Below are 20,061 nucleotides of genomic sequence, written 5' to 3'. Positions count from 1 at the left end.
GCGGAGCGAGTGGCGGCCGTGGGGAGGTTCCGGCCGATCCGCGGCGAAGACATCGAGCCTGGCGCTGGCGTGAGCGACACCGGATACAACCCAGGCAATGTCGGCGACATAGATCTCGACACCGCCCGCGCCCGGCTGATCACCCCGGTGCCGGGCGGCGTCGGGCCGATGACGATCGCCGTTCTGCTCGAGCAGACCGTGCGGGCCGCTGCTCGGTGTGCGGCAGCGCTTGCCGGTGGAACGAGGGCCCGCCCCGTACGGGGGCCCTGAGCCTGGCCGGGTCAGGCTGTCGGGACGGCCGCCAGGAGATCCGCGGGGACGCCGCCCTTGTCGGGGGCGTAGTAGTTCTTGATCTCGGCCTCCCACACGTCCACCCGGATCCGGTCGTCGGCATCGGGCCCGAACGCGTTGAACAGGGCCTCGATGTTGGGGCGTTCGAAGCCGACGCCTCTCATCATGCCGATGAAGACGGGCCGGGTGACGGTGCCGCTGCCGTCCACGTCACCGAAGCGGGCGAAGCCTGCCGCGAAGGCGTCGACGGCCCCGCTGAAGCGTTCCGGCGACAGGACGCACGCCTGGAACTCGTCGTAGGTGATCCGGCCGTCGCGGTTGGTGTCGAGCTCCCGGGCCAGAGTCTCCCAGTAACGCTGGAAACTGGCGCGCATGGCGCGGGTGCGAGCCTCGTCGGCGTCGGGCACCGCCGCGGCTACCCGGTCGCTCATGAGCGCGAAGTCGTCGGCTTCCAGGACCCCGTTGCCGTCGGCGTCGAACAGGGTGAAGACCAGTTTCACACGTGTGACTGCTTCGGGACGCATGTGTGTGTCTGCCTCTCTCGGATCCAGGAGATGGCCGTGTGTGCCGGCCGAGCAGCAACTATGCGAGCCGCCGTCGCCCGGGGTCAGGAGAAGACCGGCTGGTCAACATAAAGAGTGAAGATGGTGTCGCGTCGGCATGAACGGGATGTGGAGCCGGTTGCACCGGCGTGCACGGCGCACTTGCGCCAGGGGTGGCGCCTCCCTCGATCTTCATGCGCCCTACCGGGGGTCGCGCACCGCCGCTGATGATGAACGGACCGCGACAGACGACAGCGCGTTCGCACACCCCTGCCTGCCTGCCTTCTCGTACCAGGTGATGCCAGGTGATGCCAGGTGAAGTGTGCGGAGAGGAGCACACGTTGTTACTTCTCATCTCCCCGGACAGCGTCGAGGAAGCCATCGAGTGTGCGAAGGCGGCGGAACATTTCGACATCGTGGACGTGAAGAGACCCGACGAGGGCTCGCTCGGCGCGAACTTCCCGTGGGTCATCAAGGAGATCCGGGAGGCGGTCCCGGCCGGCAAACCCGTCTCCGCGACCGTGGGAGACGTGCCGTACAAGCCCGGCACCGTGGCCCAGGCGGCGCTCGGCGCGGCCGTCTCCGGAGCCACCTACATCAAGGTCGGGCTCTACGGATGCACGACACCCGACCAGGCGATCGAGGTCATGCGAGGTGTCGTGCGGGCGGTGAAGGAGTACAGGCCGGACGCCTTCGTCGTCGCCTCCGGGTACGCCGACGCCCACCGGATCGGCTGCGTCAACCCGCTCGCGCTGCCCGACATCGCCCTGCGCTCGGGCGCCGACGCGGCCATGCTCGACACCGCGGTCAAGGACGGGACACGGCTGTTCGACCACGTGCCCCCGGAGATCTGCGCCGAGTTCGTGCGCCGGGCCCACCAGGCCGAACTCCTCGCCGCCCTCGCGGGCAGCGTGAAGGCAGGCGACCTCGGCGCGTTGACCCGCATCGGCACGGACATCGTGGGTGTGCGGGGCGCGGTCTGCGAGGGCGGTGACCGCAACGCCGGCCGGATCAGGCCCGAGTTGGTCGCCGCCTTTCGGGCGGAGATGGACCGGCACGCCCAGGAACACGCGGCGGCCGCCCTCAGCGCGGGCTGACCGCGGCATGCCGGGAAAGTTCGACGCGGCGGTCCTGCGTTCCGCCAAGAGCCGATTCACCGTCGAAAAGGTGCTGCTGCACTCAGGACCGTCCGACGACGAGGTTCTCGTGAAGATCGCCGGCTGCGGCATGTGCCGTACCGATCTCGCGGTCCGGTGGTCGGCAGGCCGCTCGCCGCTGCCCGCGGTACTCGGTCACGAGGGGGCCGGCATCGTGGCCGAGGTCGGCGGGCCGCACACCGGCCTCAGCAACGGTGACCATGTCGTCCTGAGCTTCGACTCGTGCGGCCACTGCCGGAGTTGCCTGAACGCGGCCCCCGCCTACTGCGACTCCTTCGCCTCGCTCAACCTGTTCGGCGGGCGCACGGAGAACGCAGCCAGGTTCACCGACGCGGCGGGGGACGTGCTGGCCCCGCGCTGGTTCGGCCAGTCCTCGTTCGCCGAGTACGCGGTGGTCCCGGCCCGCAACGCCGTACGGGTCGACCCGTCACTGCCCGTCGAGCTGCTCGGCCCGCTCGGCTGCGGGTTCCTCACCGGCGCCGGATCGGTCCTCAACTCCTTCGTCGCCGGGCCCGGCGAGACCGTGGTCGTCCTCGGCGCGGGGGCGGTGGGCCTCGCGGCGGTCATGGCCGCCACCGCCTGCGGGGCGGTGACCGTGGCCGTCGACCGGTACCCCGGGCGGCTCGTCCTCGCCGAACGGTTCGGTGCGGTACCGCTGCCCGCCGCCGCCTCCGACCTGCCCGCCCGTATCCGCCGGCTGACCGACGGCGGCGCCCACTACGCGCTGGACACCACGGCCGCCCCCGCCCTGATCAACGACGCGCTCAGGTCCCTGCGCCCGACCGGCCACCTCGGCCTGGTGGCACGCCTGCACACCCCCTTGCCGATCGAACCCGGAGCACTGGACCGGGGCAGGCGCATCTCCCACATCTGCGAAGGGGACGCGGTGCCGGGCCTGCTGGTCCCGCGCCTGATCGACATGTGGCGGGCGGGCCGTTTCCCGTTCGACGAGCTGATACGTACGTATCCGCTCGCCGACATCAACGAAGCCGAACGCGACTGCGAAGCAGGCCGCGTCGTCAAACCCGTCGTGCTGCCGCAGGAGCGCAGCCGATGAGCACACATGTCGACGGAGGAAACGTGGTCGGGGCAACACATCACGTCAACGACACCGGCGTCGCGAGCGGAGTAGGGACGACCGCGCTCCTGGTCGCCGCCGCACGAGCCATCGAGACCCACCGCCACGACAGCCTCGCACAGGATGTCTTCGCGGAACACTTCGTGCGCGCCGCACCGGCGTCCGCCGGGTGGCCGACCCGCTTGCGGCAGGTGCCGGACGGCGACGCGAACCCGCTCTGGGGCCGTTTCGCGCGCTACTTCGGGCTGCGGACACGCGTCCTCGACGACTACCTCCTCCAGTCGGTGCAGGCGACGGGCGCCCGCCAGATCGTCCTTCTCGGCGCGGGCCTCGACACCCGTGCCTTCCGGCTCGACTGGCAGCCCGGCAGCGTCGTCTACGAGATCGACAGGGCGGAGGTCCTGGCCTTCAAGCACGGGGTGCTCGACGGGCTGTCGGCCACCGCGCAGGCGGCACGCGTACCGGTCCCGGTCGACCTCCGCGCCGACTGGGTCACGGCTCTCACCGACTCCGGCTTCGACCCGGCCGCACCGACCGCCTGGCTGGCCGAAGGGCTGCTGTTCTACCTCCCCGCCGCCGCCGAGACCTCCCTCATCGCCACGGTCGACCGGCTGAGCGCGAGCGGCAGCGCGCTCGCCTACGAGGTCAAGCTCGAACCGGACCTGCTGACCTACCGCGACAGCCCCCTCTACCTCTCGACGACCGCCCAGATCGGCATCGACCTCCTCGCCCTGTTCGCGAAGGAGCCGAGGCCGGACTCCGCAGGCGCCCTGACGAACAAGGGCTGGTCCACATCGACCCACACTCCCTTCGACTTCACCCACCACCACGGCCGCGGCCCACTCCCCGAGGAGAACGACGCCCTGGCGGGCAACCGGTGGGTGTTCGCGAACAAGCATTGAGCCCACGGCGCGGGCCGGACCGCCGACTGTCGTGGTCGGAGGTTACGGTCATGCGCTATGACTGAGCCCCTGCCCGACTTCCCGTACCACCCCGACCCCGTCGCCACCGGCGTGATCGTGCCCTCACGTGCGGCCTGCGTCTGCTGCGGGCGGGAGCGCGGGTACGTCTACAGGGGGCCCGTGTACGCCGACGAGGAGCTGGGCGCGCGGCTGTGTCCGTGGTGCATCGCGGACGGCAGCGCCGCCGAACGGTACGACGTCCACTTCACCGGAGGAACGAGCCTGGGCGACGACGTGCCCCGGGAGGTCTTCACGGCCGTCGACCAGCGCACCCCGGGCTTCGTCGCGTGGCAGGAGCCGACGTGGTACTTCCACTGCGGCGACGGCGCCGCGTTCCTCGGCCCGGCCGGATCCGCCGAACTCGCCGCTCACCCCGAGGCGTTGCGGATGCTGCGGGCCGGGATGGCCGACGAGGGCCGGCCGTCCGAGCGGATCGAGGCGCTCCTCGGCTCGCTGGACAAGGACGGGGATGCGACCGCGTATCTCTTCCGGTGCCGGGTGTGCGCTACGCACCTCGCGTACGTCGACTTCTCCTAGGCCACAGGCCCAGGTCAGCCAAGATTGCAGATTCTGCATTTTTGCGTAACATGCAAGATGTGGATGCGAAGGGTGCCCCGGAGGGCGGTTGGCGGGAGCGGAAGAAGCAGGCGACGCGCGCCGCGCTCGTGGAGGCGGCGGTGCGGCTGGCCGCCGAGCACGGGGTGGAGCATGTGACCGTCGACGCGATCAGCGAGACGGCGGGTGTGTCCCCGCGCACCTTCTTCAACTACTTCGACTCCCGCGACGAGGTCTTCGTCATGGTGGGCGCGGAGTCGAGCGCCCGCGTGCGCCGCGCCGTGCTCGACGCGCCGCCCGAGCACACCGCGCTCGAGGCGCTGCGCGACGCCATGGCCCTCGAGCTGGCGGAGGTCGAGCAGCAGCAGGAGTTGTGGCAGCTCCACGCCGACGTGCTGCGCCGGTCCCCGGAGCTCCTCTCGCGCAGTCTCGGCGCCCACATGGCCGATGAGGTCGGCCTGGCCGAGGTCATCGCCGTACGGATCGGAGCGGGCTCCCCGCTGTTCACCGACGACCGGCGGACGAGCACGCCCGCCGAGGACGAGCGGCGGCGACGGGCCCTCGGCCTGTACCCCCGGCTGCTGGCCGCCGTCGGCGCGACGGCCTGCCGCGTCGCCGTCGAGCACTGGTGCGTACGGCAGGACGAGGCCACGTTCGGCGACGTGTTCCGTGAGGTGTTCGCGCACTTGGCCGCAGGGCTGCCCGAACCCCCTGCCACGTCCCACACCTCCGCCGCGCCCGTCGACTGACCGTCGACCGACCAGGACGTTCCACCTGTCGCCCTCGACGCGCGGTCGCCGCGCGCCGCCGGGCGAAACCCGCACGCGCGGACGTGTCCCACGTCCGCCGTCAGATTCTGAGAGAGACGAAGTGACTGCAACAGCGGTGCCTGAAGAGGCGCCACCGACCTCCATGACCAACCGGCAGATACTCCAGGCGATGTCCGGGCTGATGGCGGGCATGTTCGTGGCCATCCTGGCCGGAACCGTCGTAGCCAACGCGCTGCCCAGGATCATCGCCGACCTCGGTGCGAGCCAGTCCGCCTACACGTGGGTCGTGACGGCGGAACTGCTCGCCATGACGGCGACCGTGCCGTTGTGGGGCAAGCTCTCCGACCTCTTCAACAAGAAGCTGTTGCTCCAGCTGTCGCTCGGCATGTTCGTGGTCGGCTCGCTGCTCGCCGGTTTCTCGCACGACGTCGGTCTGCTCATCTTCAGCCGTGTCGCGCAGGGCATCGGCGCGGGCGGTCTCACGGCTCTGGCGCAGGTCGTCATGGCCGCCATCATCCCGCCGCGCCGCCTGGGCAAGTACGCGGGCATCTTCGGCGCCGTCTTCGCCGTCGGCACCGTCGCGGGCCCGCTCATCGGCGGCGTTCTCGTCGACACGGACTGGCTGGGCTGGCGCTGGTGCTTCTTCATCGGCGTACCGTTCGCGCTGCTCGCCATCGTGCTCCTCCAGCTGACTCTCAAGCTGCCCACGGTCCGTCGCCAGGTGAAGATCGACTTCCTGGGTGCCTTCCTCATCGTCGCGGGTGTCTGCGCGCTCCTGATCTGGGTGTCCCTGGCGGGCAACCAGTTCGACTGGGCCTCGTGGCAGACCGCCGCGCTGACCGGCGGGGGAGTGCTGCTCCTCGCCGTCGCCGTCTTCGTCGAGGCGCGCGTGGCCGAGCCGGTCATCCCGCTCGGCATCTTCCGCAACCGCACGGTGTCGCTGACGACGGTGGCCAGCCTCCTCGTCGGCCTGGCCATGTTCGGCGGCACGGTCTTCCTGTCGCAGTACTTCCAGGTGGCCCTGGGCAAGTCCCCGACGGTCGCGGGTCTGATGAGCCTGCCGATGATCCTGGGCCTCCTCGTCTCCTCCACGGTCGCCGGGCAGATCATCAGCGCCACCGGCCGCTGGAAGCGGTACCTCGTCGCCGGCGCCATCGCCATGACCGTGGGCCTCGCCCTACTGTCCACCATCGACGCCGACACCCACTTCGGCCTGCTCAGCCTCTACATGGCGATCCTGGGTATCGGCGTCGGCATGCTGATGCAGAACCTCGTCCTGGCCGCGCAGAACGACGTCCCCGCGACCGAACTCGGCGCCGCCACCTCGGTGTTGTCGTTCTTCCGCAGCATGGGCGGCACCATCGGCACCAGCGTCCTCGGCGCGATCCTCGCCAACCGCGTCGCCACCGAAATGACCAAGGGCCTCGCCGCCTCCGGTGTCCCGGCCGGCGCCGCGGAGGGCGGTGGCCACAGTGTCCCGGACATGACGAAGCTGCCGGCCCCGATGCGGGAGATCGTGGAGCACGCCTACGGGATCGCCACCGGTGACCTCTTCCTCGTGGCCGCACCGTTCGCGCTGCTCGCGCTGGTCGCCGTGGTCTTCATCAAGGAGAAGCCGCTGAAGGACACGAGCGGCATGGAGCGACTGGCCGAGGAGGCCGACGTCGCCACCGACGCGCCGGCGACTTCGGTGGCCTGATCACGCGCGGTCGCGCGGTCGCGCGGTCGCGCGGTCGTGCAGTCGTGCAGTCGCGACTTCGCGAAGCCTTAGAGCTTCAGAGCCCCGGGGGCGGACGGTTCGCCGTCCGCCCCCGGGGCTTTCCCATGGCGGTGTCGAGGACGTTCCGCCGCCTGTCGGGACGGTCCTCGCGCGGTTCGAAATTCATGGCATGCACTCGGTCATCTGGGTACGGTGGGGCTCGTTGGACGCAGAAGCGGGACCGAATACGGGGGCCGTACCGCCATGACGCGCGAGTCGGACGGGGCGCAGACACCTCCACCCATGCCGACGCGACCGCCACGGCCCACACCCCCGGAGCCACCGCGGCCACCGTCGCCCGACCATCAGCCGCCGAGATGGGCGTGGTGGGTCGTCGGCATCCTGATTCCCGTGGTCGGCCTGGGCGTCACGCTGATCACGCAGTCGGCGAACAGCTCGGCGCACAACACGCCCACGCCGCCGCCCAGGACGTCCGAGGGCGTCACGCCGACCGCAGACCCCAGCGAGAGGCCCTCGGACGATGTGGTGACCACCTCGTCCCCGACCCCGTCGGCCGCGTCCTCGCCCTCGCCTTCACCCTCGCTCTCGCTCTCGCTCTCGCAGACCACGGCCAAAATCCTCAGGACCGGCGACTTCACGCTCCTCAAGGGACACAGCGCCGACCTCGAACACGGCGCCTCCGGCGTGTCGGTCAAGAACCCCGACATGGCCTGGAACGGCGGTGACGAGTTCGCGGCCATGAACGGGCGTGTGGCCGATACCCCGAAGGGGGCGACTCCGAAGACCTGTGCTGAAGCACTCAGGAGTCCGTCGTCGACGGGGTGGATGGTCTACGGCCTGGAGGGAAGCTGGTTCTGCCTGCCGACCAGCGCCAACCACCTGGCGGCAGTCGAGTGGCTGGGCTTCGGGAACGGCGGGAACCGGTATCACTACATCGTCTGGGACACGGCCGCCCCCGCCGACGGGTAGACGGCCGTAGACCCGTCCCGCCCCGCCACCCGGATGCGGCGGCGGGGATGCGGGCGGGCGCACGGCTTCGACCGGCCCGATCTGTGTGTGGCTTCGCCGGAGGGCGGCTCGGGCGCGACCGTGCCACGGCGAACGTCAGCGGTCTCGCCCTCGGCATCGGCGGCGATACGCTCAGCCTCGTCCCGCCAGCGGCGCTGGTGCGCGCTCAAGTCCGGGACAACACGGGGTAATTGAACGGCAGTACCGCCCGGTACCACGTGGACCTCGTGGGAGAAGCGGGTGACAGCCGGGCCATGGCGCTGCCGGTTCCACTGCTCACACCACACCGTTTCGGCCACTCGCTCCAGCACCTGGCCGGGCGCCTGCGGCCGCGGGTCCGACGGGACGGCAGAGTGCTCTGTGCTGCTCTGTGCGGACAGCTCGGCACTGGCCGCGTTGGAGACCGGAGCGCTGTGAGCGTGAGACACCTTGTCCGCAACGCTGCGTCAAGTGAGCGTTGCCGTATGTGTTTTGTGTGGTTCGAGTGCAGAAATGGCCGATATTTTTCAGCTCAAACTTTGAAACAGTCACAGGAAGGTCACTAAGGTCGGCCTCGGGCCTCCTCAAGATCACGCACACGAGATGCGTGACGGTGGAGGGCACCGCCCGTGGGACGTTCCGCGGGCGGCAGGAAAGAAGGAGCTCGCCTCCGTGGCGTCCCACCGTCGTCCCAAGAAGCCGAGCCGCACACGTGTGACCGTGCTCACCGCGACCGCCACCGCCGCCGTGGCCCTGTCCGCGCAGGCCGCGAACGCTGCCCCCAAGCCCACCAAGGCCGAGGTCAAGGAGCAGGTCGACAAGTACTACGCGGAGGCGGAGCGGGCCACCAACCAGTACGACGGGGCCAAGGAGAAGCAGGAGAAGCTGGAGAAGGAGATCAGCCTGCTCCAGGACAAGGTCGCCCGCGAACAGGACGAGCTCAACGAACTGCGCACGGGCCTCGGCGCGATGGCCAGCGAGCAGTACCGCTCCGGTGGCATCGACCCCTCGGTCCAGCTCTTCCTCTCCGCCGACCCCGACGACTACCTCGACAAGGCGTCCACGCTCGACTCGCTCTCCGAGCAGCAGTTGGAGTCGCTGAAGAAGGTGCAGGCGAAACAGCGCGAGCTGGCCCAGGAGCGCGCGGAGGCCGCGGAGAAGCTCAAGGACCTCGCCGAGACCCGCACCGAGCTGGGCAAGAAGAAGACCGAGATCCAGGGCAAGCTCAGCAAGGCGCAGAAGCTCCTCAACACCCTCACCGCCGCCGAGCGCCGGCAGATGGCCGAGGACGACGAGCGCGCCAGCCGCTCCGCCACGACCCGGGTCGAACTCGGCAAGGAGGTGGCCGCCTCCGGGCTCGGCGCCGCCGCCCTGAACGCCGCCGCGACCCAGATAGGCAAGCCGTACTTCCGCGGCGGCACGGGCCCCAACTCCTACGACTGCTCGGGCCTCACACAGTGGGCGTACGCGCAGGCCGGGGCCCACATATCGCGGGTCACGTACACGCAGGTCAACGAGGGGCCCCACCTCGGCATGAGCCAGCTCGCCCCCGGCGACCTGGTGTTCTTCAACAACACCGAGCACGTCGGCCTCTACGCGGGCAACGGCCAGGTGCTGCACGCGCCGTACCCGGGGACCTCGGTGCGCTACGAGTCGATGAGCACGATCGGCAGCTTCCAGTTCGGCGTCCGCGTCAACGGCTGACCGGACCGCGCGACGTCACACGCGCAACCGGGCCTCCCGCAGAAGTTCACTCATCCGCTCGGCGGCCCGCACGGAGGCGTCGCCGCAGCAGTTGTTGAACAGCACATGCACCCGCTCGACCTGTCCGGCGAGCCCCCGCAACCGCGGCAGCCACCCGGACAGTTCGTCGACGTCATACGTGTGCCGGAAGCGATCCTCCTTGCTTCCGCGCCCCCAGGACGCGCTGCGCCCGTGGAACCGCACGACGGCGAGCCGCGGATCGCCGACAGGTGCGACCGGAGGTATGGAGGACGGCAGACCTTGCGCCATGTCGACGGCGACAGCGGCCATCCCGAGGTCCGCGAGGCGCGCACACGTCGCCCCGGCCTGCCCGGCACGCCACCAGTCGGGGTGCCGGAACTCCACGGTGACCGGCCAGCCCGCGGTACGTCGCGCGGTCCGCGCAAGGACCCGCTCGGCCCGTTCGCCGGGCCGCAGCCACGGCGGGAACTGGAACAGCACACTGCCGAGCCGGCCGGTCTCCCGCAGCGGTGCGACGGCCCCGGCGAACCGCGCCCACACCTCGTCGAGAACACCGTCGTCCCCGGCGTCGGGCGGCAGCCCGTCCGGCATCACCGCCGCACGTGTGGGATGCCCGGTCAGCAGCGAGAACGCCTTCACGTCGAAGGTGAATCCGTCCGGGGTGCGCTCGGCCCACAACCGGCTGACCCGTTCCTGCGGCAGGGCGTAGTACGACGCGTCGGCCTCGACGAGGGGGAACCGCCCGGCGTAGTACCGCAGCCGCCCCTCGGCGTCCCGGTGCCCGGCCGGATACCAGCCGCTGCGCACCAGCGCCGGGTCCGTCCACGAACATGTGCCCACGAGAATGTCGCCCATGGCGGTCCAGTACCCGGGAGTCGTGAGTCCGTGCATGGACTCTTGCGGCGGTGGCCGTCAACTCGGGGCGACCGGACCTCGCCTGGGGCGCGTCCGGTCCGGCCGACCCGTCGATGCCGATGCCGATGCCGACGCCGATACCGACGCCGACGCCGACGCCGTTGCCGAGGCCGATGTCGACGAGCGGATCATCGCGCAGTGAACCAGCCAGGAGGTTCATCGAGGTGGACGGCGTCAGCGTCCCTCGGCAGGACCTGATGCCCCACCGCACGACATGGATCGAGCACGGGATCCCCGCCGCGGAGAGCGACCGGGCCGTGGCCTTCCAGGACCGCTGGGGCGGCCTCGCTCTGCCACCGGCCCCGTTCTACGAGGGAGGCCCGCGCGTCCTGGCCGCCGACTGCCCCGAGGGGACTCCGGCGCAGGGCTGGTCGTTCTCGGCGTCCGCTAACCTCCCTGGCGTGACGAATGCGGCCGGCTCTGCCCCTGGGCCACCGGGTGACCGGGCGGAACACCTGGGTCGACGCCCTGAAACACCTGCGGAACGTGCGCAACCGGCGCCCGGCCTCCCACCGGGCCAAGAGCTGCCGTCCTTGCTTGCGGCGGTCGACTCCGGCTCGCCTGCGCTGGTCGAGGCGCTCCTGGACTCCAGCGTTCGGGCCCGCTGCTCCCCTGCAACGCTGTCGGAAGCGTGCGACTTGGCGCGCGCCTGGCATGAGACGGGGGCCGAGGCGGAGTTGCGCCGCCGTACGGGATCCGGCGGCGACGTCGTGCGCACCCAGGTCCCGGACGACGAACACAGCCACGTCGACGAGCTCACCCTCGGCGGGGTGTCCGTACGGGACGGACACGGAGCGATCTTGACGCGCCTGGAGCAACTGCTCGGTATCCGCGTCTCCTTCGAGGAGCTGATGACACGTGCGTCGAGCCATGACAGCGGCCACTCCTCATGGGTGACAGCAGTCATTCTGCTGGCGATGCGCCGTGACCAGGAGACCTGGGCCGCTGCCGCGGCACTGCGCACGCATGCTGAACCGTCCCACCGGCTGTTCGGCGCGGAGGTGCTCCGGCTGACCCGTCTCTTCGACGGCAGTGACGAGGACGTGTTCGCCGCCCCCGCCCTGGACCTCTTCACCGAGTGGTCGGCCGCGGAAGACGATGTCGCCGTACTGACCACCGTGCTGGTCGCGCTCGGGGAGCACACCGACGGCCGGGCCGAGGCGGCACTCCTGCCCTACGCGGGCCATGACGACGCCGGGATACGGTGCGCGGTGGCCGAGGGGCTCCGTGTCCGGCCCGAGCAGCCGGACCTCCCGGGCGGCGCGCGTGCGGCAGTGCTCGGCCTGCTGACGGACAACGACGCCGCGGTACGCCGGGCCGCCTGCCGCGCGGTCGCCGAGAGCAGGATCCGTGACGCGAGCCTCACCGAGGCGATGGCCGCTCTGGTGGACGACGAGGACCGTCAGGTTCAGGTGACCGCCGTGTACGGGCTCGCGCTGCACGACGACGAGCGGTGCGTGGAAGCGGCACGGCGGCTGCCTCCGGCGCCGCGCGGCGCACCGTACGTGTATGAACTCGACGAGGTGTGGCGATATGAGCTGCGGCACCGCTGATATACGTCCCCGAGTTCATCCACACCCCCCGAGCGTGGCGCGGCCTCGCATCAAACCGGTGCGCCGAGTTCGACGAGGTGCCGGGCCGTTCCGGCCGGGTCGACGATCTGGTGGAGGTGTGCGCCCGGCAGGTGTGCCACGCGCCAGCCGCGTTCGCGTGCCCGCTCTGCGGCGTCGACGAAGACGGAGCTGGTCACCGGCTGGTCGAGGGCCCAGCGGATCAACGGGAGGAACAGCCCCGCGTTGCTGTGTGCCACCAGCGTGAGGGGGGTGGAGACGGGAATCCGCCGCAGCTCCTCGCGGACGGCGGCCACGACAGGGGGCCAGATCGGCGGACCACCGGCGCCTATGTGCAGCAGGGACGGCACACACACCTGATGGCCCCCGGCCGTCAGATGTTCGGCGACCGGGTGCCATGTGGCGGGACCCACGGACGAGCTGTGCACGAGGACGAAGAGCGGCGGGCGCATGGGGCGATATTGGCGGCCACTCCATGCCGCGCGGGCTTGTCTCGGCTGTCAGCAGAACTGATGTTTCGAGGGACCCGAACGGCTTGGCGCGGCCGTGCTCGGGCGGGTTCGCGCCTGCGTGCCTACCGGGTCAGGGAAACGTAGACAGCCAACGCGATGACTACGAGTGCGGCCAGCGCGAGAAAAGGCCCCATGGAGGTCTTGCCTGAAATGCGGTCCCGGCGCTCCTGTGCGTGGGCCTTGATGTCCGCGTCATTCGGTGTCCAGTGGTTCGGATACACGGCGCCTCCTGCGATGGGGATCGGCACAACCCGGACCCTGCGCCGTGCGTTTGGCGTGGCGCGATCACGAGCAAGTGAGCGCACCGTCTCATCTCGCTCCGCGTCATTACAGCGACTTGAGGAAGAACTGAGGTGGTGGTGGTGGTGCGTGTCGCTGCCGCCGGTCATCCGCGTCGCGGATACTTCGCCCTCGGTGCGATACCAGCCGCCATGCACGGTGGCGTATCCGGCCGCCGTGGCTGCCGATCGGGCGCTGGACCTAGTCCTGATTGCCGGGGGCCGGTGTCGGCCGGGGCGGTGGTGGCCGTCAGCGGCGATGGCGCAGGCGGCGGGAAGTGCTTCGCAGGCGGCGCCTCAGCTCGGTCAGGCGCGGGTATTTGTCCTGCATCTCGCGGGACCGCAGGTCGAGCTCCTCCACCAGTCGTGCGGAGCGCTTCTCGACGTCCATCTCGTCCAGGATCCGGTCGGCCTCCGCAAGGAGAGCGCCGTGCAGCTGCCACTGTCCGGGGTGGGCCTGTACGAGTTCGAGGAGTATGTCGGCGACCTGGTCGCGGCTCTTGCGGCCGGCGGCGAGTTCCTCGGTGAGCCGGGACTCGGCATCCTCCGCGTTGGCGCTGACCTGCGAGGTGATGAGCACGGCGAACGCCTGGAACGCGCCTCCGACGTGGGTGTACATCTCCTGGAGCGCGGTGGCGACGTGCGGCGGGAAGAGCGGCTCGCCCGCGCGCTCCTTGGCCAGGTCGGTGAGGGTCCGCGTGGACACCCGCAGGACGACCGAGCAGATCTCGAGCGTGTCGAGGCCGGTGCGCAGGACGACGCGGGAGAGCAGGCCCTCCTTGACTCGGGGGTTGAGCCGCAGGCTGTCCTCGGCCTGCCGCAGCGCGGCGTCGACGTCGGCGATGTCGTTGTCGAGGCGGCGTGCCTCGTGCAGTTTCGTCGCCGCCTCCGCCACCGAGACGGGCCGGGCGAGCTGGTCCTGCATGTTGCTCGTCAGCCGGCACATCCTGCCGGAGAGGTCGAGCAAGGACTCGCCCGCCGTCGACACCCACACCGGAGGGACGAAGAGGGTGTTGAAGAGGAGGCCGACGACCGCGCCGATCAGCGTTTCGAGGACTCTGTCCCAGGCGGCGCCCGCCGCCTGGGTGACGCCGAGGACGAGCATCGCGCTGATCGCGACCTCGACGAGGAAATCACCCGCTTTGACGAACCGTCCGATGGTGAGCGCCGCCAGGATGATGAGGCCGAGGCTCCACCAGGTGAGCCCGACCAGCGCGCTGAAACCGATGGCGATGAGCACGCCGGCGACGACGGCGTTCACCCTGCTGATGCCGGTCCGGATGGTCGCGAAGAGGGTGACCTGGACGACGAGAAGGGCGGTCAGCGGGGCGGTGAGGGGGACGGGTTCGCTGCTGAGTCTGAGGGCGACGACATAGGAGATCACGGCCGCGGCGGTGGAGCGCACCGTCTGCACCACGGCGGGTTCCTTGCCACGCTTGACGAGGTTGAGAAGTGGATCAGTTGCTTCGCGCACGGGGTGCCCCTTCCCCCAGAAACGATCACAGACACCCGGGGCGCACGGTGCTGACGTGCGGAAGAGGTGCTGCGCGATGCGCGATGATGGGCCGCATGCGTCTGCTGCTGATGTCGGACACCCATCTGCCGAAACGTGCGAAGGAACTGCCCGCTGAGCTGCTCGAGCGGATGGCGCTCGCCGACGTGGTCGTCCACGCCGGTGACTGGGTGGACGCCGCGACGCTCGATCTCCTTGAGTCCCGTTCCCGACGCCTGCTCGGTGTCCACGGCAACAACGACGGCCCCGAGCTGCGGGCGCGGCTGCCGGAAGTGGCCCGGGCGGAGCTCGGCGGGGTGCGCTTCGGCGTTGTCCACGAGACGGGCGCGGCCCAGGGACGAGAACGCCGCTGCGCCGAACGCTTCCCGGACCTCGACGTCCTGGTGTTCGGGCACAGCCACATCCCCTGGGACACGACGGCCCCGGCCGGGTTGCGCCTGCTGAACCCGGGATCGCCGACGGACCGGCGCCGTCAGCCGTTCTGTACGTACATGACGGCCGTGGCGGATGCGGGAGAGCTGACCGAGGTCACTCTGCACAGGCTGCCGCCGCGCCGCGCGGTATGAGCCGCGCCGGCCCTCAGACGACGTCGAACTCGTTGCCCTCGGGGTCCTGCATGGCGGTGGCGTAGAACCCCGCGTCCGGGTCGTCGTTGACGCGCAGCACGGTGGCACCCGCCTCCCCCAGCCGTTCCACCGCGTCCTTGACCCGCTGCGTGCGGACGTTCAGGGGGACGTCACGCCCTCCGCCGACCTTGAGGTCGAAGTGCCAGCGGTTCTTGGCCGCCTTCGGCTCCGGGACCTGCTGGAACCACACCCTCGGGCCGTTCCCGGCGGGGTCGACGATCGACTCCGGGAGAACCGGGCGAGGCGGTGACGTTGCGCGGCCGCTGACCTGCGTGAGCGGAGACTGCCCGGCCCGGCTCCGATGAGTTTCCGGGCCGGCGCCGGTCACCACCATGACACGCGCCGCCCACGCACGGAGGGACAGTCCGATGGCAGACCTCATGGTGGACTTCATCATCTCGCTCGACGGTTACGCGTCCGCGGAGGGATGGCCGGGGTTCTGGGGCATGGAAGGGCCCGAGTACCTGGCCTGGCTCGACAGCGACGGGGAGAAACAGCACACCAGCCTGATGGGGGCCACGACCTACCGGCTGATGTCGGGCTTCGCCGCCCAGATGCCCGACGACCCCGGCTTCGCCCAGCTGGACACCATGCCCAAGGTGGTCTTCTCCTCGACCCTGCAAACACCTCTGACGTGGCGGAACACAGAACTTGTCAGGGGCGACGCCGTGGCGGCCGTACGCGACCTCAAGAAGAACTCGGACCGGCCCCTGCGCACCCTCGGCAGCCTCTCGCTGTGCCGGTCACTGCTCATGGCCGGTCTCGTGGACCGCTACCGCATCGTGGTCTTCCCCGTCATCACCGGCGCCACCGGGCGAAACCGGATCTTCGACGAGTACCCCGACGTCCGCCTCGACCTGATCGGGAGCCGCACCTTCGACGGCCGCCTCCAACTGCTCGAATACGCCCCGACGGTCCTCGCGGGACCACCGGGTGCGGATGTCTAGAGCCCCGTCCATCACGTCCACCGCCGCCATGACCATGAGCACAGGGCAGTGCGTCGTCCAGCTGACGGGATTCGACGAGTACGTCCGTACGCGCCAGGCATTCCTGCTGCGCAGCGCCCGGAGCATGGCCGCCTACCCGCTCGAGGCCCAGGATCAGGAGTCGGAGCATCTCGATCCGGCCTGAGGCCCTACGGTTCCCGGCGTTCACCTTCACCGGGACACCCCACCCTGGTCGGTGCCGCTCCGTCGAGCTGCGCGATGTCCGGTGTCCGGTCATGGAAGTGGCGCCGCAGATGCTGCTCGACGAAGCGGCCCCCGCGGCGTTCAAGGTGCGCGCGGCCCCTCTCGGTGCGGCCGAGCAGGTGGTGGCGCATGAGATTGGCGGCTATGACGGGCGGCACGGCCCAGGGGAGCGTGGGCGGCAGATGCAGGTCGCGCATGCCCTGGCGGCCGAGGAAGTAGCGCAGCATGCTCAGCAGCCGGGCCCGCGCGTAAGCCTGGCGCGCGCGGGCGAAGTGGCGGAAGTGCAGGTGGCGCTGGGCCTCGACGAGCGCGCCGGCCAGGGGCGGACCGGCCGGGCCGCCATAGCTCTGGGTGAGCAACAGGTGATAGTTGAGGCGGTGTTGCTCCGATTCCCGGTCGCAGAGCCAGTCCGCGTCCACGCCCATGAGATGGCCGACGTACTTCCACAGGTGCATGAAGGCACGGGACTCCGCGCGGCTGACGCGCACGCCGAGGAGGCGGACCCCGAACAACTGGACCGCGTTGAACAGGCCCAGGGTCGAGGCGAGGTCGGACTGGTTGATCGGCAGGCCCCAGCGCGCCGTGTCCCACCGGTCATCGTGCTCGTACGCGTGATTCACCAGGGCGTGCATGAGGCGGACCTGCACAGTCAGGCGGAAGCCTTCGCCCGAGCGGCGCAGGGCGTCCGGGGCCGTGACCGCTGTCGCCCACTTCTGCGTCTCGGCGATCCTGCGCAGGGCGGAGTCGCCGAGCAGCCCGCCCGTCCCGACCAGCAGCCGCGGGGGCCCGTCGAACCGGTACGAGCCGATCAGCGCGAGCTGCAGCAGCACATCTGCGGCGCTGCGACCGAACCTGCGCGCCACCCGCCCGCCCTCGTCGATCAGGTCGAAGTCCACCCAGTCCGGCACCGGATCGACCGAGGCGAAGAAGTCACGCAACGGTGTGGGCGCGTCCGGCACGGAGTCGATGCCGTCGGCGAGCGCGCGGCGGAACTGCCGCATCGTGACCCGGTCGGAGTGCGCGGTGTCGGTGGGGCGCATGGCGTGTGCCAGGGCCGCTGCCGTCTCGTCGCGTGCTGTCAGCCGCTCGCCGATCGTGGCGAGAAGCCGGTCGTCGACGCGCCCGCGGCTGATACGCAACAGCCGCAACAGCCGCAGCGGCCGTCCCACGCGACGGTTACGGCGTTCGGTCTCACGGAAGCGCCGAGGATAGGTGCAGGAGGGTGACGGGGCTGAGGTGGGCGACGGGGGCATCCGCATTCGCATCGGCGTCGGCGTCGGCGACGGATTGGGCGTCGGATTCGGATCGGACGAGGGCTCTTGCGACAGGTGCTCGTGTGCGACCATGAGTCGATGCTGACGGCCTCTCATATTCGCGTTCAACTCGCCTTCTGATGCCCAGGTCATCGCCCGGGCCGGGCCCCGACCGCGCGCCCCGTACTCGCGTCGGCCCGCGCAGGACCCCACGGCAGGAACGGTCGCGGGCGACGGTGCGGCGCATCCTGGAGGCAGGTGAGCGAGTCCTCGCCGAGCACGGTTACGAGGGCGCGTCGACCAGCCGCATCGCGACGGCGGCCGGACTCAGTCCCGGCTCGCTGTACCAGTACTTCCCGCACAAGGACGCGATCGTCTCCGCCGTTCTCCAGCGCTACAGCGACCAGTTGGTCACCGGAATCACGGCTCAGATGACGGGCCAGTTCGAGCAGCCCGCACCCGTGCTCGTCCGGGCCACTCTCGCCACACTGCTCGACGGCCTCGACGTGGAGCCACCGTTCCTCCGCGCCGCCGTCGAGCACGGTCCCCGCCTCGACGAAGGCCGGGCCCTGCGCGTCTTCGAGGACCGCATCGGCGAACTGGTCCTCGCCTATCTCACCACCCGCCGTGAGGAACTCCGCCCGGACGTCCCCTTGCACGAGGCCGCGTGGATGCTGGTCCGCACGGTCGAGCACCTGACGGTCCGGTACCTCCTGGACCGCCCGCCCATCCCCCGGGACCGCTTCCTGGCCGAGCTGACTGAGCTGACGCTGAACTACGTCCGTACGGCCCCGAAGTGATCGTGCACGTAGTGGCGGGCTGAAGGCGCCCAACGTGTCCGGGCGGCGGGCGCCCCGGTCAGCGGACCCGGTCATAGACGAGGGCCAGGGTGCCGTGCTCGCCGGCGCTCTGGCTGACGAGCGTCCACTGTCCCGCGGGCAGGCCGTCGTCGAAGAGCCGCGGGCCGCCGCCGAGGGTGACGGGGAAGACCGTGAGCGCCAGTCTGTCGACCTGGTCGGCGGCGAGCAGCGCTTTGATGACGCTCGCGCTGGACAGGACGAGGATGTCCGCGCCCTCGGTCGTCTTGAGCTCCGCGACCACTTGCGCGGTCGGTCCGTCGGCGAGCGTCGTCCGCTCCCACGGTGCCTCGCGGAGGGTGGAGGAGAGGACGACCTTGTCACTCTCGACGAGCCACTTGGCGAAGCCCTCGTCGCGCGGGTCGGCGCCCTCCATGCCGATGACCGTGGGCCAGAAACCGAGGAAGCCCTCGGCGTTGACCCGCCCGAGCAGGGCGGTCGTCGCGGACTCCCACAAGCTGGTCAGGTGGTCGCGGGCGACGTCGGTGACGGCGTACGGCATCACCCAGCTCATGTCCCGCGGGTCCTCGGGCTTGGCGTAGCGGCCGTCCAGGGAGAGGGCGATGTTCGTGACGACGCGACGGCCGCCGGACTGCTGAGTCATGACGTGCTCCTTGGGTCGGTGTTGTTGCCGGTGCCATTGCCATTGCCACTACCGGTGCCACTGCCACTGCCACTGTCACCGCCACTGTCACCGCCAGTGCTGTTGCCGTGCTCGTCGTTGTCGCTGTCTTCTGTGCGCGTGCAGGCCGCGGCGAGTTTGTCGAGGCTCTGGCCGAAGCCGATCTCGATGCCCGCGATGAAGTCGGCCGAGTCGATGGTGCTGTCCGTGACCCGGTAGTGGACGTCGAGCTCCGTGCCGCTGTCACTCGGCTTCAGGCCCAGGTCGACGTGGGCGGTGAACGCGGGGCTGCCGTCGGGCAGTTGCGGTGCGAGCCGGTACGTGAGGTGCTCGCCGGGGCGGACACCGTCGACGACGCCTTCCGCGCGTCCGGCGACCGGCTCCGAGCCGTCGGCGTCCTCGGCGTCGCGGTACTCCTGGACGATCCGCCCGCCCGGATGCGCCTCGAAGACCAGCTCGGAGACGCGGAGGTCGTCCGGCGTCCACCAGGCGGCCAGCAGACCGGGGTCGGTCAGATGGCGCCACAGCAACTCGGGACGAACGGCGAGCGGTCGCCGGAACCTGAACGAACGCCCGTCGGCCCACCCCGAACCCTGCGCGGCGAGCCGCTCCGCGTGCAGGGCGCGTCCGTACCGGTCGAAGGTCGCGCGCGGTCCGTCGGCGCGGTCCGCGTGGTCGGCGAGCAGAGTCAGCGCGGACGCCAAGTCCCGCAGCGGGTCTGGGCGAAGCGCGTAGACGCGGCGCTGGCCGGTCCGCTGTGAGGTGACCACACCGGCCCGCTCCAGGGTCTGCAGGTGCTTGGTCGTCTGCGGTTGACGTGCCTCCGCGAGCTCGGCGAGGACGCCGACCGGGCGGGGCCGCTCGGCCAGCAGGTTCATGAGTCGCCAGCGAGCCGGGTCGGCCAGTGCGGAGAGGAGTGCGTCCATGCCCGAAGTAT

23 protein-coding genes and 1 pseudogene are annotated in these 20,061 nt (G+C 70.5%); 15 read left to right on the top strand and 9 right to left on the bottom strand.

Features of this window, described 5'->3' with window-relative positions; translation table 11 throughout:
* Positions 1 to 9: 9 nt before the first annotated feature.
* Positions 10 to 270: pseudogene (locus tag ACH4RC_RS14985) on the top strand (bifunctional methylenetetrahydrofolate dehydrogenase/methenyltetrahydrofolate cyclohydrolase); the annotation flags it as partial.
* 11 nt (positions 271 to 281) lie between these two features.
* Here ACH4RC_RS14985 and ACH4RC_RS14980 read toward each other — a convergent pair.
* Positions 282 to 815 carry an EF-hand domain-containing protein gene (locus tag ACH4RC_RS14980; RefSeq protein WP_398200029.1) on the bottom strand — a complete coding sequence of 178 codons (534 nt, stop codon included), beginning with the start codon at positions 813 to 815 and terminating at the stop codon, positions 282 to 284.
* A 326-nt stretch (positions 816 to 1,141) separates the two neighbouring features.
* Here ACH4RC_RS14980 and ACH4RC_RS14975 point away from each other — a divergent pair, with 326 nt between their 5' ends.
* The 8 genes from ACH4RC_RS14975 (at position 1,142) to ACH4RC_RS14940 (ending at position 9,766) form a co-directional block, all read left to right on the top strand.
* On the top strand, positions 1,142 to 1,930 hold the full coding sequence (locus ACH4RC_RS14975) for a (5-formylfuran-3-yl)methyl phosphate synthase (RefSeq protein WP_398200027.1): 789 nt from the start codon (positions 1,142 to 1,144) through the stop codon (positions 1,928 to 1,930).
* 7 nt (positions 1,931 to 1,937) lie between these two features.
* A complete protein-coding gene (locus tag ACH4RC_RS14970) occupies positions 1,938 to 3,047 on the top strand; it encodes an NAD(P)-dependent alcohol dehydrogenase (protein ID WP_398200025.1) in 1,110 nt (369 codons plus the stop codon).
* Positions 3,044 to 3,970, top strand: coding sequence for a class I SAM-dependent methyltransferase (locus ACH4RC_RS14965; protein ID WP_398200023.1), 927 nt, complete (start codon positions 3,044 to 3,046; stop codon positions 3,968 to 3,970). Before ACH4RC_RS14970 ends, ACH4RC_RS14965 begins: the two co-directional genes overlap by 4 nt.
* A 57-nt stretch (positions 3,971 to 4,027) precedes the next feature.
* Entirely contained in the window at positions 4,028 to 4,567 is a 540-nt protein-coding gene (locus tag ACH4RC_RS14960) for a CbrC family protein (RefSeq protein ID WP_398200021.1), read from the top strand.
* A gap of 50 nt (positions 4,568 to 4,617) precedes the next feature.
* Positions 4,618 to 5,334 (top strand): TetR family transcriptional regulator, encoded by a 717-nt coding sequence (locus ACH4RC_RS14955; protein ID WP_398200018.1) that lies wholly within the window; start codon positions 4,618 to 4,620, stop codon positions 5,332 to 5,334.
* Positions 5,335 to 5,497: 163 nt separating this feature from the next.
* Positions 5,498 to 7,054, top strand: a complete 1,557-nt coding sequence (locus ACH4RC_RS14950; protein ID WP_398200015.1) for an MDR family MFS transporter — start codon at positions 5,498 to 5,500, stop codon at positions 7,052 to 7,054.
* Positions 7,055 to 7,465: 411 nt separating this feature from the next.
* Positions 7,466 to 8,044 carry a hypothetical protein gene (locus tag ACH4RC_RS14945; protein ID WP_398200012.1) on the top strand — a complete coding sequence of 193 codons (579 nt, stop codon included), beginning with the start codon at positions 7,466 to 7,468 and terminating at the stop codon, positions 8,042 to 8,044.
* A gap of 690 nt (positions 8,045 to 8,734) precedes the next feature.
* Positions 8,735 to 9,766 (top strand): NlpC/P60 family protein, encoded by a 1,032-nt coding sequence (locus tag ACH4RC_RS14940; RefSeq protein ID WP_398200009.1) that lies wholly within the window; start codon positions 8,735 to 8,737, stop codon positions 9,764 to 9,766.
* Between the two features lie 15 nt (positions 9,767 to 9,781).
* Here the strand turns inward: ACH4RC_RS14940 and ACH4RC_RS14935 are convergent, their stop codons facing one another.
* Entirely contained in the window at positions 9,782 to 10,642 is an 861-nt protein-coding gene (locus ACH4RC_RS14935) for a DUF72 domain-containing protein (protein WP_398200005.1), read from the bottom strand.
* On the opposite strand from ACH4RC_RS14935, the gene ACH4RC_RS14930 reads away from it, so the two are divergent.
* Positions 10,641 to 10,844 carry a hypothetical protein gene (locus tag ACH4RC_RS14930; protein WP_398200003.1) on the top strand — a complete coding sequence of 68 codons (204 nt, stop codon included), beginning with the start codon at positions 10,641 to 10,643 and terminating at the stop codon, positions 10,842 to 10,844. The genes ACH4RC_RS14935 and ACH4RC_RS14930 overlap by 2 nt on opposite strands.
* A gap of 496 nt (positions 10,845 to 11,340) precedes the next feature.
* Complete coding sequence (locus tag ACH4RC_RS14925; protein WP_398200000.1) at positions 11,341 to 12,255, top strand: hypothetical protein; 915 nt, start codon at positions 11,341 to 11,343, stop codon at positions 12,253 to 12,255.
* Between the two features lie 50 nt (positions 12,256 to 12,305).
* On the opposite strand, the gene ACH4RC_RS14920 is transcribed toward ACH4RC_RS14925, so the two are convergent.
* From ACH4RC_RS14920 to ACH4RC_RS14910, 3 genes are all read right to left on the bottom strand, one after another.
* Positions 12,306 to 12,725 carry a hypothetical protein gene (locus tag ACH4RC_RS14920; RefSeq protein ID WP_398199998.1) on the bottom strand — a complete coding sequence of 140 codons (420 nt, stop codon included), beginning with the start codon at positions 12,723 to 12,725 and terminating at the stop codon, positions 12,306 to 12,308.
* Between the two features lie 122 nt (positions 12,726 to 12,847).
* Positions 12,848 to 13,006 carry a hypothetical protein gene (locus tag ACH4RC_RS14915; protein ID WP_398199995.1) on the bottom strand — a complete coding sequence of 53 codons (159 nt, stop codon included), beginning with the start codon at positions 13,004 to 13,006 and terminating at the stop codon, positions 12,848 to 12,850.
* A 307-nt stretch (positions 13,007 to 13,313) separates the two neighbouring features.
* Positions 13,314 to 14,537: an aromatic acid exporter family protein gene (locus ACH4RC_RS14910; RefSeq protein ID WP_398199992.1), complete on the bottom strand. Its 1,224-nt coding sequence runs from the start codon at positions 14,535 to 14,537 to the stop codon at positions 13,314 to 13,316.
* 95 nt (positions 14,538 to 14,632) lie between these two features.
* On the opposite strand from ACH4RC_RS14910, the gene ACH4RC_RS14905 reads away from it, so the two are divergent.
* Complete coding sequence (locus ACH4RC_RS14905) at positions 14,633 to 15,142, top strand: metallophosphoesterase family protein (RefSeq protein WP_398199990.1); 510 nt, start codon at positions 14,633 to 14,635, stop codon at positions 15,140 to 15,142.
* A gap of 13 nt (positions 15,143 to 15,155) precedes the next feature.
* Here ACH4RC_RS14905 and ACH4RC_RS14900 read toward each other — a convergent pair whose 3' ends face one another.
* On the bottom strand, positions 15,156 to 15,536 hold the full coding sequence (locus ACH4RC_RS14900; protein WP_398200523.1) for a VOC family protein: 381 nt from the start codon (positions 15,534 to 15,536) through the stop codon (positions 15,156 to 15,158).
* Positions 15,537 to 15,570: 34 nt separating this feature from the next.
* Between ACH4RC_RS14900 and ACH4RC_RS14895 the strand changes: the two genes are divergently transcribed.
* Together ACH4RC_RS14895 and ACH4RC_RS14890 are read left to right on the top strand one after the other, a co-directional pair.
* On the top strand, positions 15,571 to 16,149 hold the full coding sequence (locus ACH4RC_RS14895) for a dihydrofolate reductase family protein (RefSeq protein ID WP_398199987.1): 579 nt from the start codon (positions 15,571 to 15,573) through the stop codon (positions 16,147 to 16,149).
* A gap of 28 nt (positions 16,150 to 16,177) precedes the next feature.
* On the top strand, positions 16,178 to 16,333 hold the full coding sequence (locus ACH4RC_RS14890; RefSeq protein ID WP_398199984.1) for a hypothetical protein: 156 nt from the start codon (positions 16,178 to 16,180) through the stop codon (positions 16,331 to 16,333).
* Positions 16,334 to 16,337: 4 nt separating this feature from the next.
* Here ACH4RC_RS14890 and ACH4RC_RS14885 read toward each other — a convergent pair whose 3' ends face one another.
* A complete protein-coding gene (locus ACH4RC_RS14885) occupies positions 16,338 to 17,561 on the bottom strand; it encodes an oxygenase MpaB family protein (RefSeq protein ID WP_398199982.1) in 1,224 nt (407 codons plus the stop codon).
* Positions 17,562 to 17,785: 224 nt separating this feature from the next.
* Here ACH4RC_RS14885 and ACH4RC_RS14880 point away from each other — a divergent pair, with 224 nt between their 5' ends.
* The gene (locus ACH4RC_RS14880) at positions 17,786 to 18,445 is read left to right on the top strand and encodes a TetR/AcrR family transcriptional regulator (protein WP_398199980.1); all 660 of its coding nucleotides are present in this window, start codon (positions 17,786 to 17,788) and stop codon (positions 18,443 to 18,445) included.
* Positions 18,446 to 18,503: 58 nt separating this feature from the next.
* On the opposite strand, the gene ACH4RC_RS14875 is transcribed toward ACH4RC_RS14880, so the two are convergent.
* Both ACH4RC_RS14875 and ACH4RC_RS14870 read right to left on the bottom strand, forming a co-directional pair.
* Positions 18,504 to 19,106, bottom strand: a complete 603-nt coding sequence (locus ACH4RC_RS14875) for a dihydrofolate reductase family protein (RefSeq protein WP_398199978.1) — start codon at positions 19,104 to 19,106, stop codon at positions 18,504 to 18,506.
* Entirely contained in the window at positions 19,103 to 20,050 is a 948-nt protein-coding gene (locus ACH4RC_RS14870) for a metalloregulator ArsR/SmtB family transcription factor (protein WP_398199976.1), read from the bottom strand. The genes ACH4RC_RS14875 and ACH4RC_RS14870 overlap by 4 nt, the downstream gene beginning before the upstream one ends.
* Positions 20,051 to 20,061: the final 11 nt, after the last annotated feature.

It is taken from the genome of Streptomyces sp. NPDC016845 (genome assembly GCF_044332585.1).
Classification (GTDB): domain Bacteria; phylum Actinomycetota; class Actinomycetes; order Streptomycetales; family Streptomycetaceae; genus Streptomyces.
The sequence above is the reverse complement of the archived record's forward strand: the minus strand, read 5'-3'. Positions and strand labels throughout refer to the sequence as shown.

Coding starts and splice junctions, on each gene's coding strand:
- ACH4RC_RS14870 (WP_398199976.1), bottom strand. CDS start 20,050: ATGGACGCACTCCTCTCCGCACTGGCCGACCCGGCTCGCTGGCGACTC.
- ACH4RC_RS14975 (WP_398200027.1), top strand. CDS start 1,142: ATGCCAGGTGAAGTGTGCGGAGAGGAGCACACGTTGTTACTTCTCATC.
- ACH4RC_RS14960 (WP_398200021.1), top strand. CDS start 4,028: ATGACTGAGCCCCTGCCCGACTTCCCGTACCACCCCGACCCCGTCGCC.
- ACH4RC_RS14900 (WP_398200523.1), bottom strand. CDS start 15,536: ATGGTGGTGACCGGCGCCGGCCCGGAAACTCATCGGAGCCGGGCCGGG.
- ACH4RC_RS14930 (WP_398200003.1), top strand. CDS start 10,641: ATGGCGGTCCAGTACCCGGGAGTCGTGAGTCCGTGCATGGACTCTTGC.
- ACH4RC_RS14970 (WP_398200025.1), top strand. CDS start 1,938: ATGCCGGGAAAGTTCGACGCGGCGGTCCTGCGTTCCGCCAAGAGCCGA.
- ACH4RC_RS14880 (WP_398199980.1), top strand. CDS start 17,786: ATGCCCAGGTCATCGCCCGGGCCGGGCCCCGACCGCGCGCCCCGTACT.
- ACH4RC_RS14895 (WP_398199987.1), top strand. CDS start 15,571: ATGGCAGACCTCATGGTGGACTTCATCATCTCGCTCGACGGTTACGCG.
- ACH4RC_RS14890 (WP_398199984.1), top strand. CDS start 16,178: ATGACCATGAGCACAGGGCAGTGCGTCGTCCAGCTGACGGGATTCGAC.
- ACH4RC_RS14920 (WP_398199998.1), bottom strand. CDS start 12,725: ATGCGCCCGCCGCTCTTCGTCCTCGTGCACAGCTCGTCCGTGGGTCCC.
- ACH4RC_RS14950 (WP_398200015.1), top strand. CDS start 5,498: ATGACCAACCGGCAGATACTCCAGGCGATGTCCGGGCTGATGGCGGGC.
- ACH4RC_RS14875 (WP_398199978.1), bottom strand. CDS start 19,106: ATGACTCAGCAGTCCGGCGGCCGTCGCGTCGTCACGAACATCGCCCTC.
- ACH4RC_RS14935 (WP_398200005.1), bottom strand. CDS start 10,642: ATGGGCGACATTCTCGTGGGCACATGTTCGTGGACGGACCCGGCGCTG.
- ACH4RC_RS14980 (WP_398200029.1), bottom strand. CDS start 815: ATGCGTCCCGAAGCAGTCACACGTGTGAAACTGGTCTTCACCCTGTTC.
- ACH4RC_RS14905 (WP_398199990.1), top strand. CDS start 14,633: ATGCGTCTGCTGCTGATGTCGGACACCCATCTGCCGAAACGTGCGAAG.
- ACH4RC_RS14955 (WP_398200018.1), top strand. CDS start 4,618: ATGCAAGATGTGGATGCGAAGGGTGCCCCGGAGGGCGGTTGGCGGGAG.
- ACH4RC_RS14965 (WP_398200023.1), top strand. CDS start 3,044: ATGAGCACACATGTCGACGGAGGAAACGTGGTCGGGGCAACACATCAC.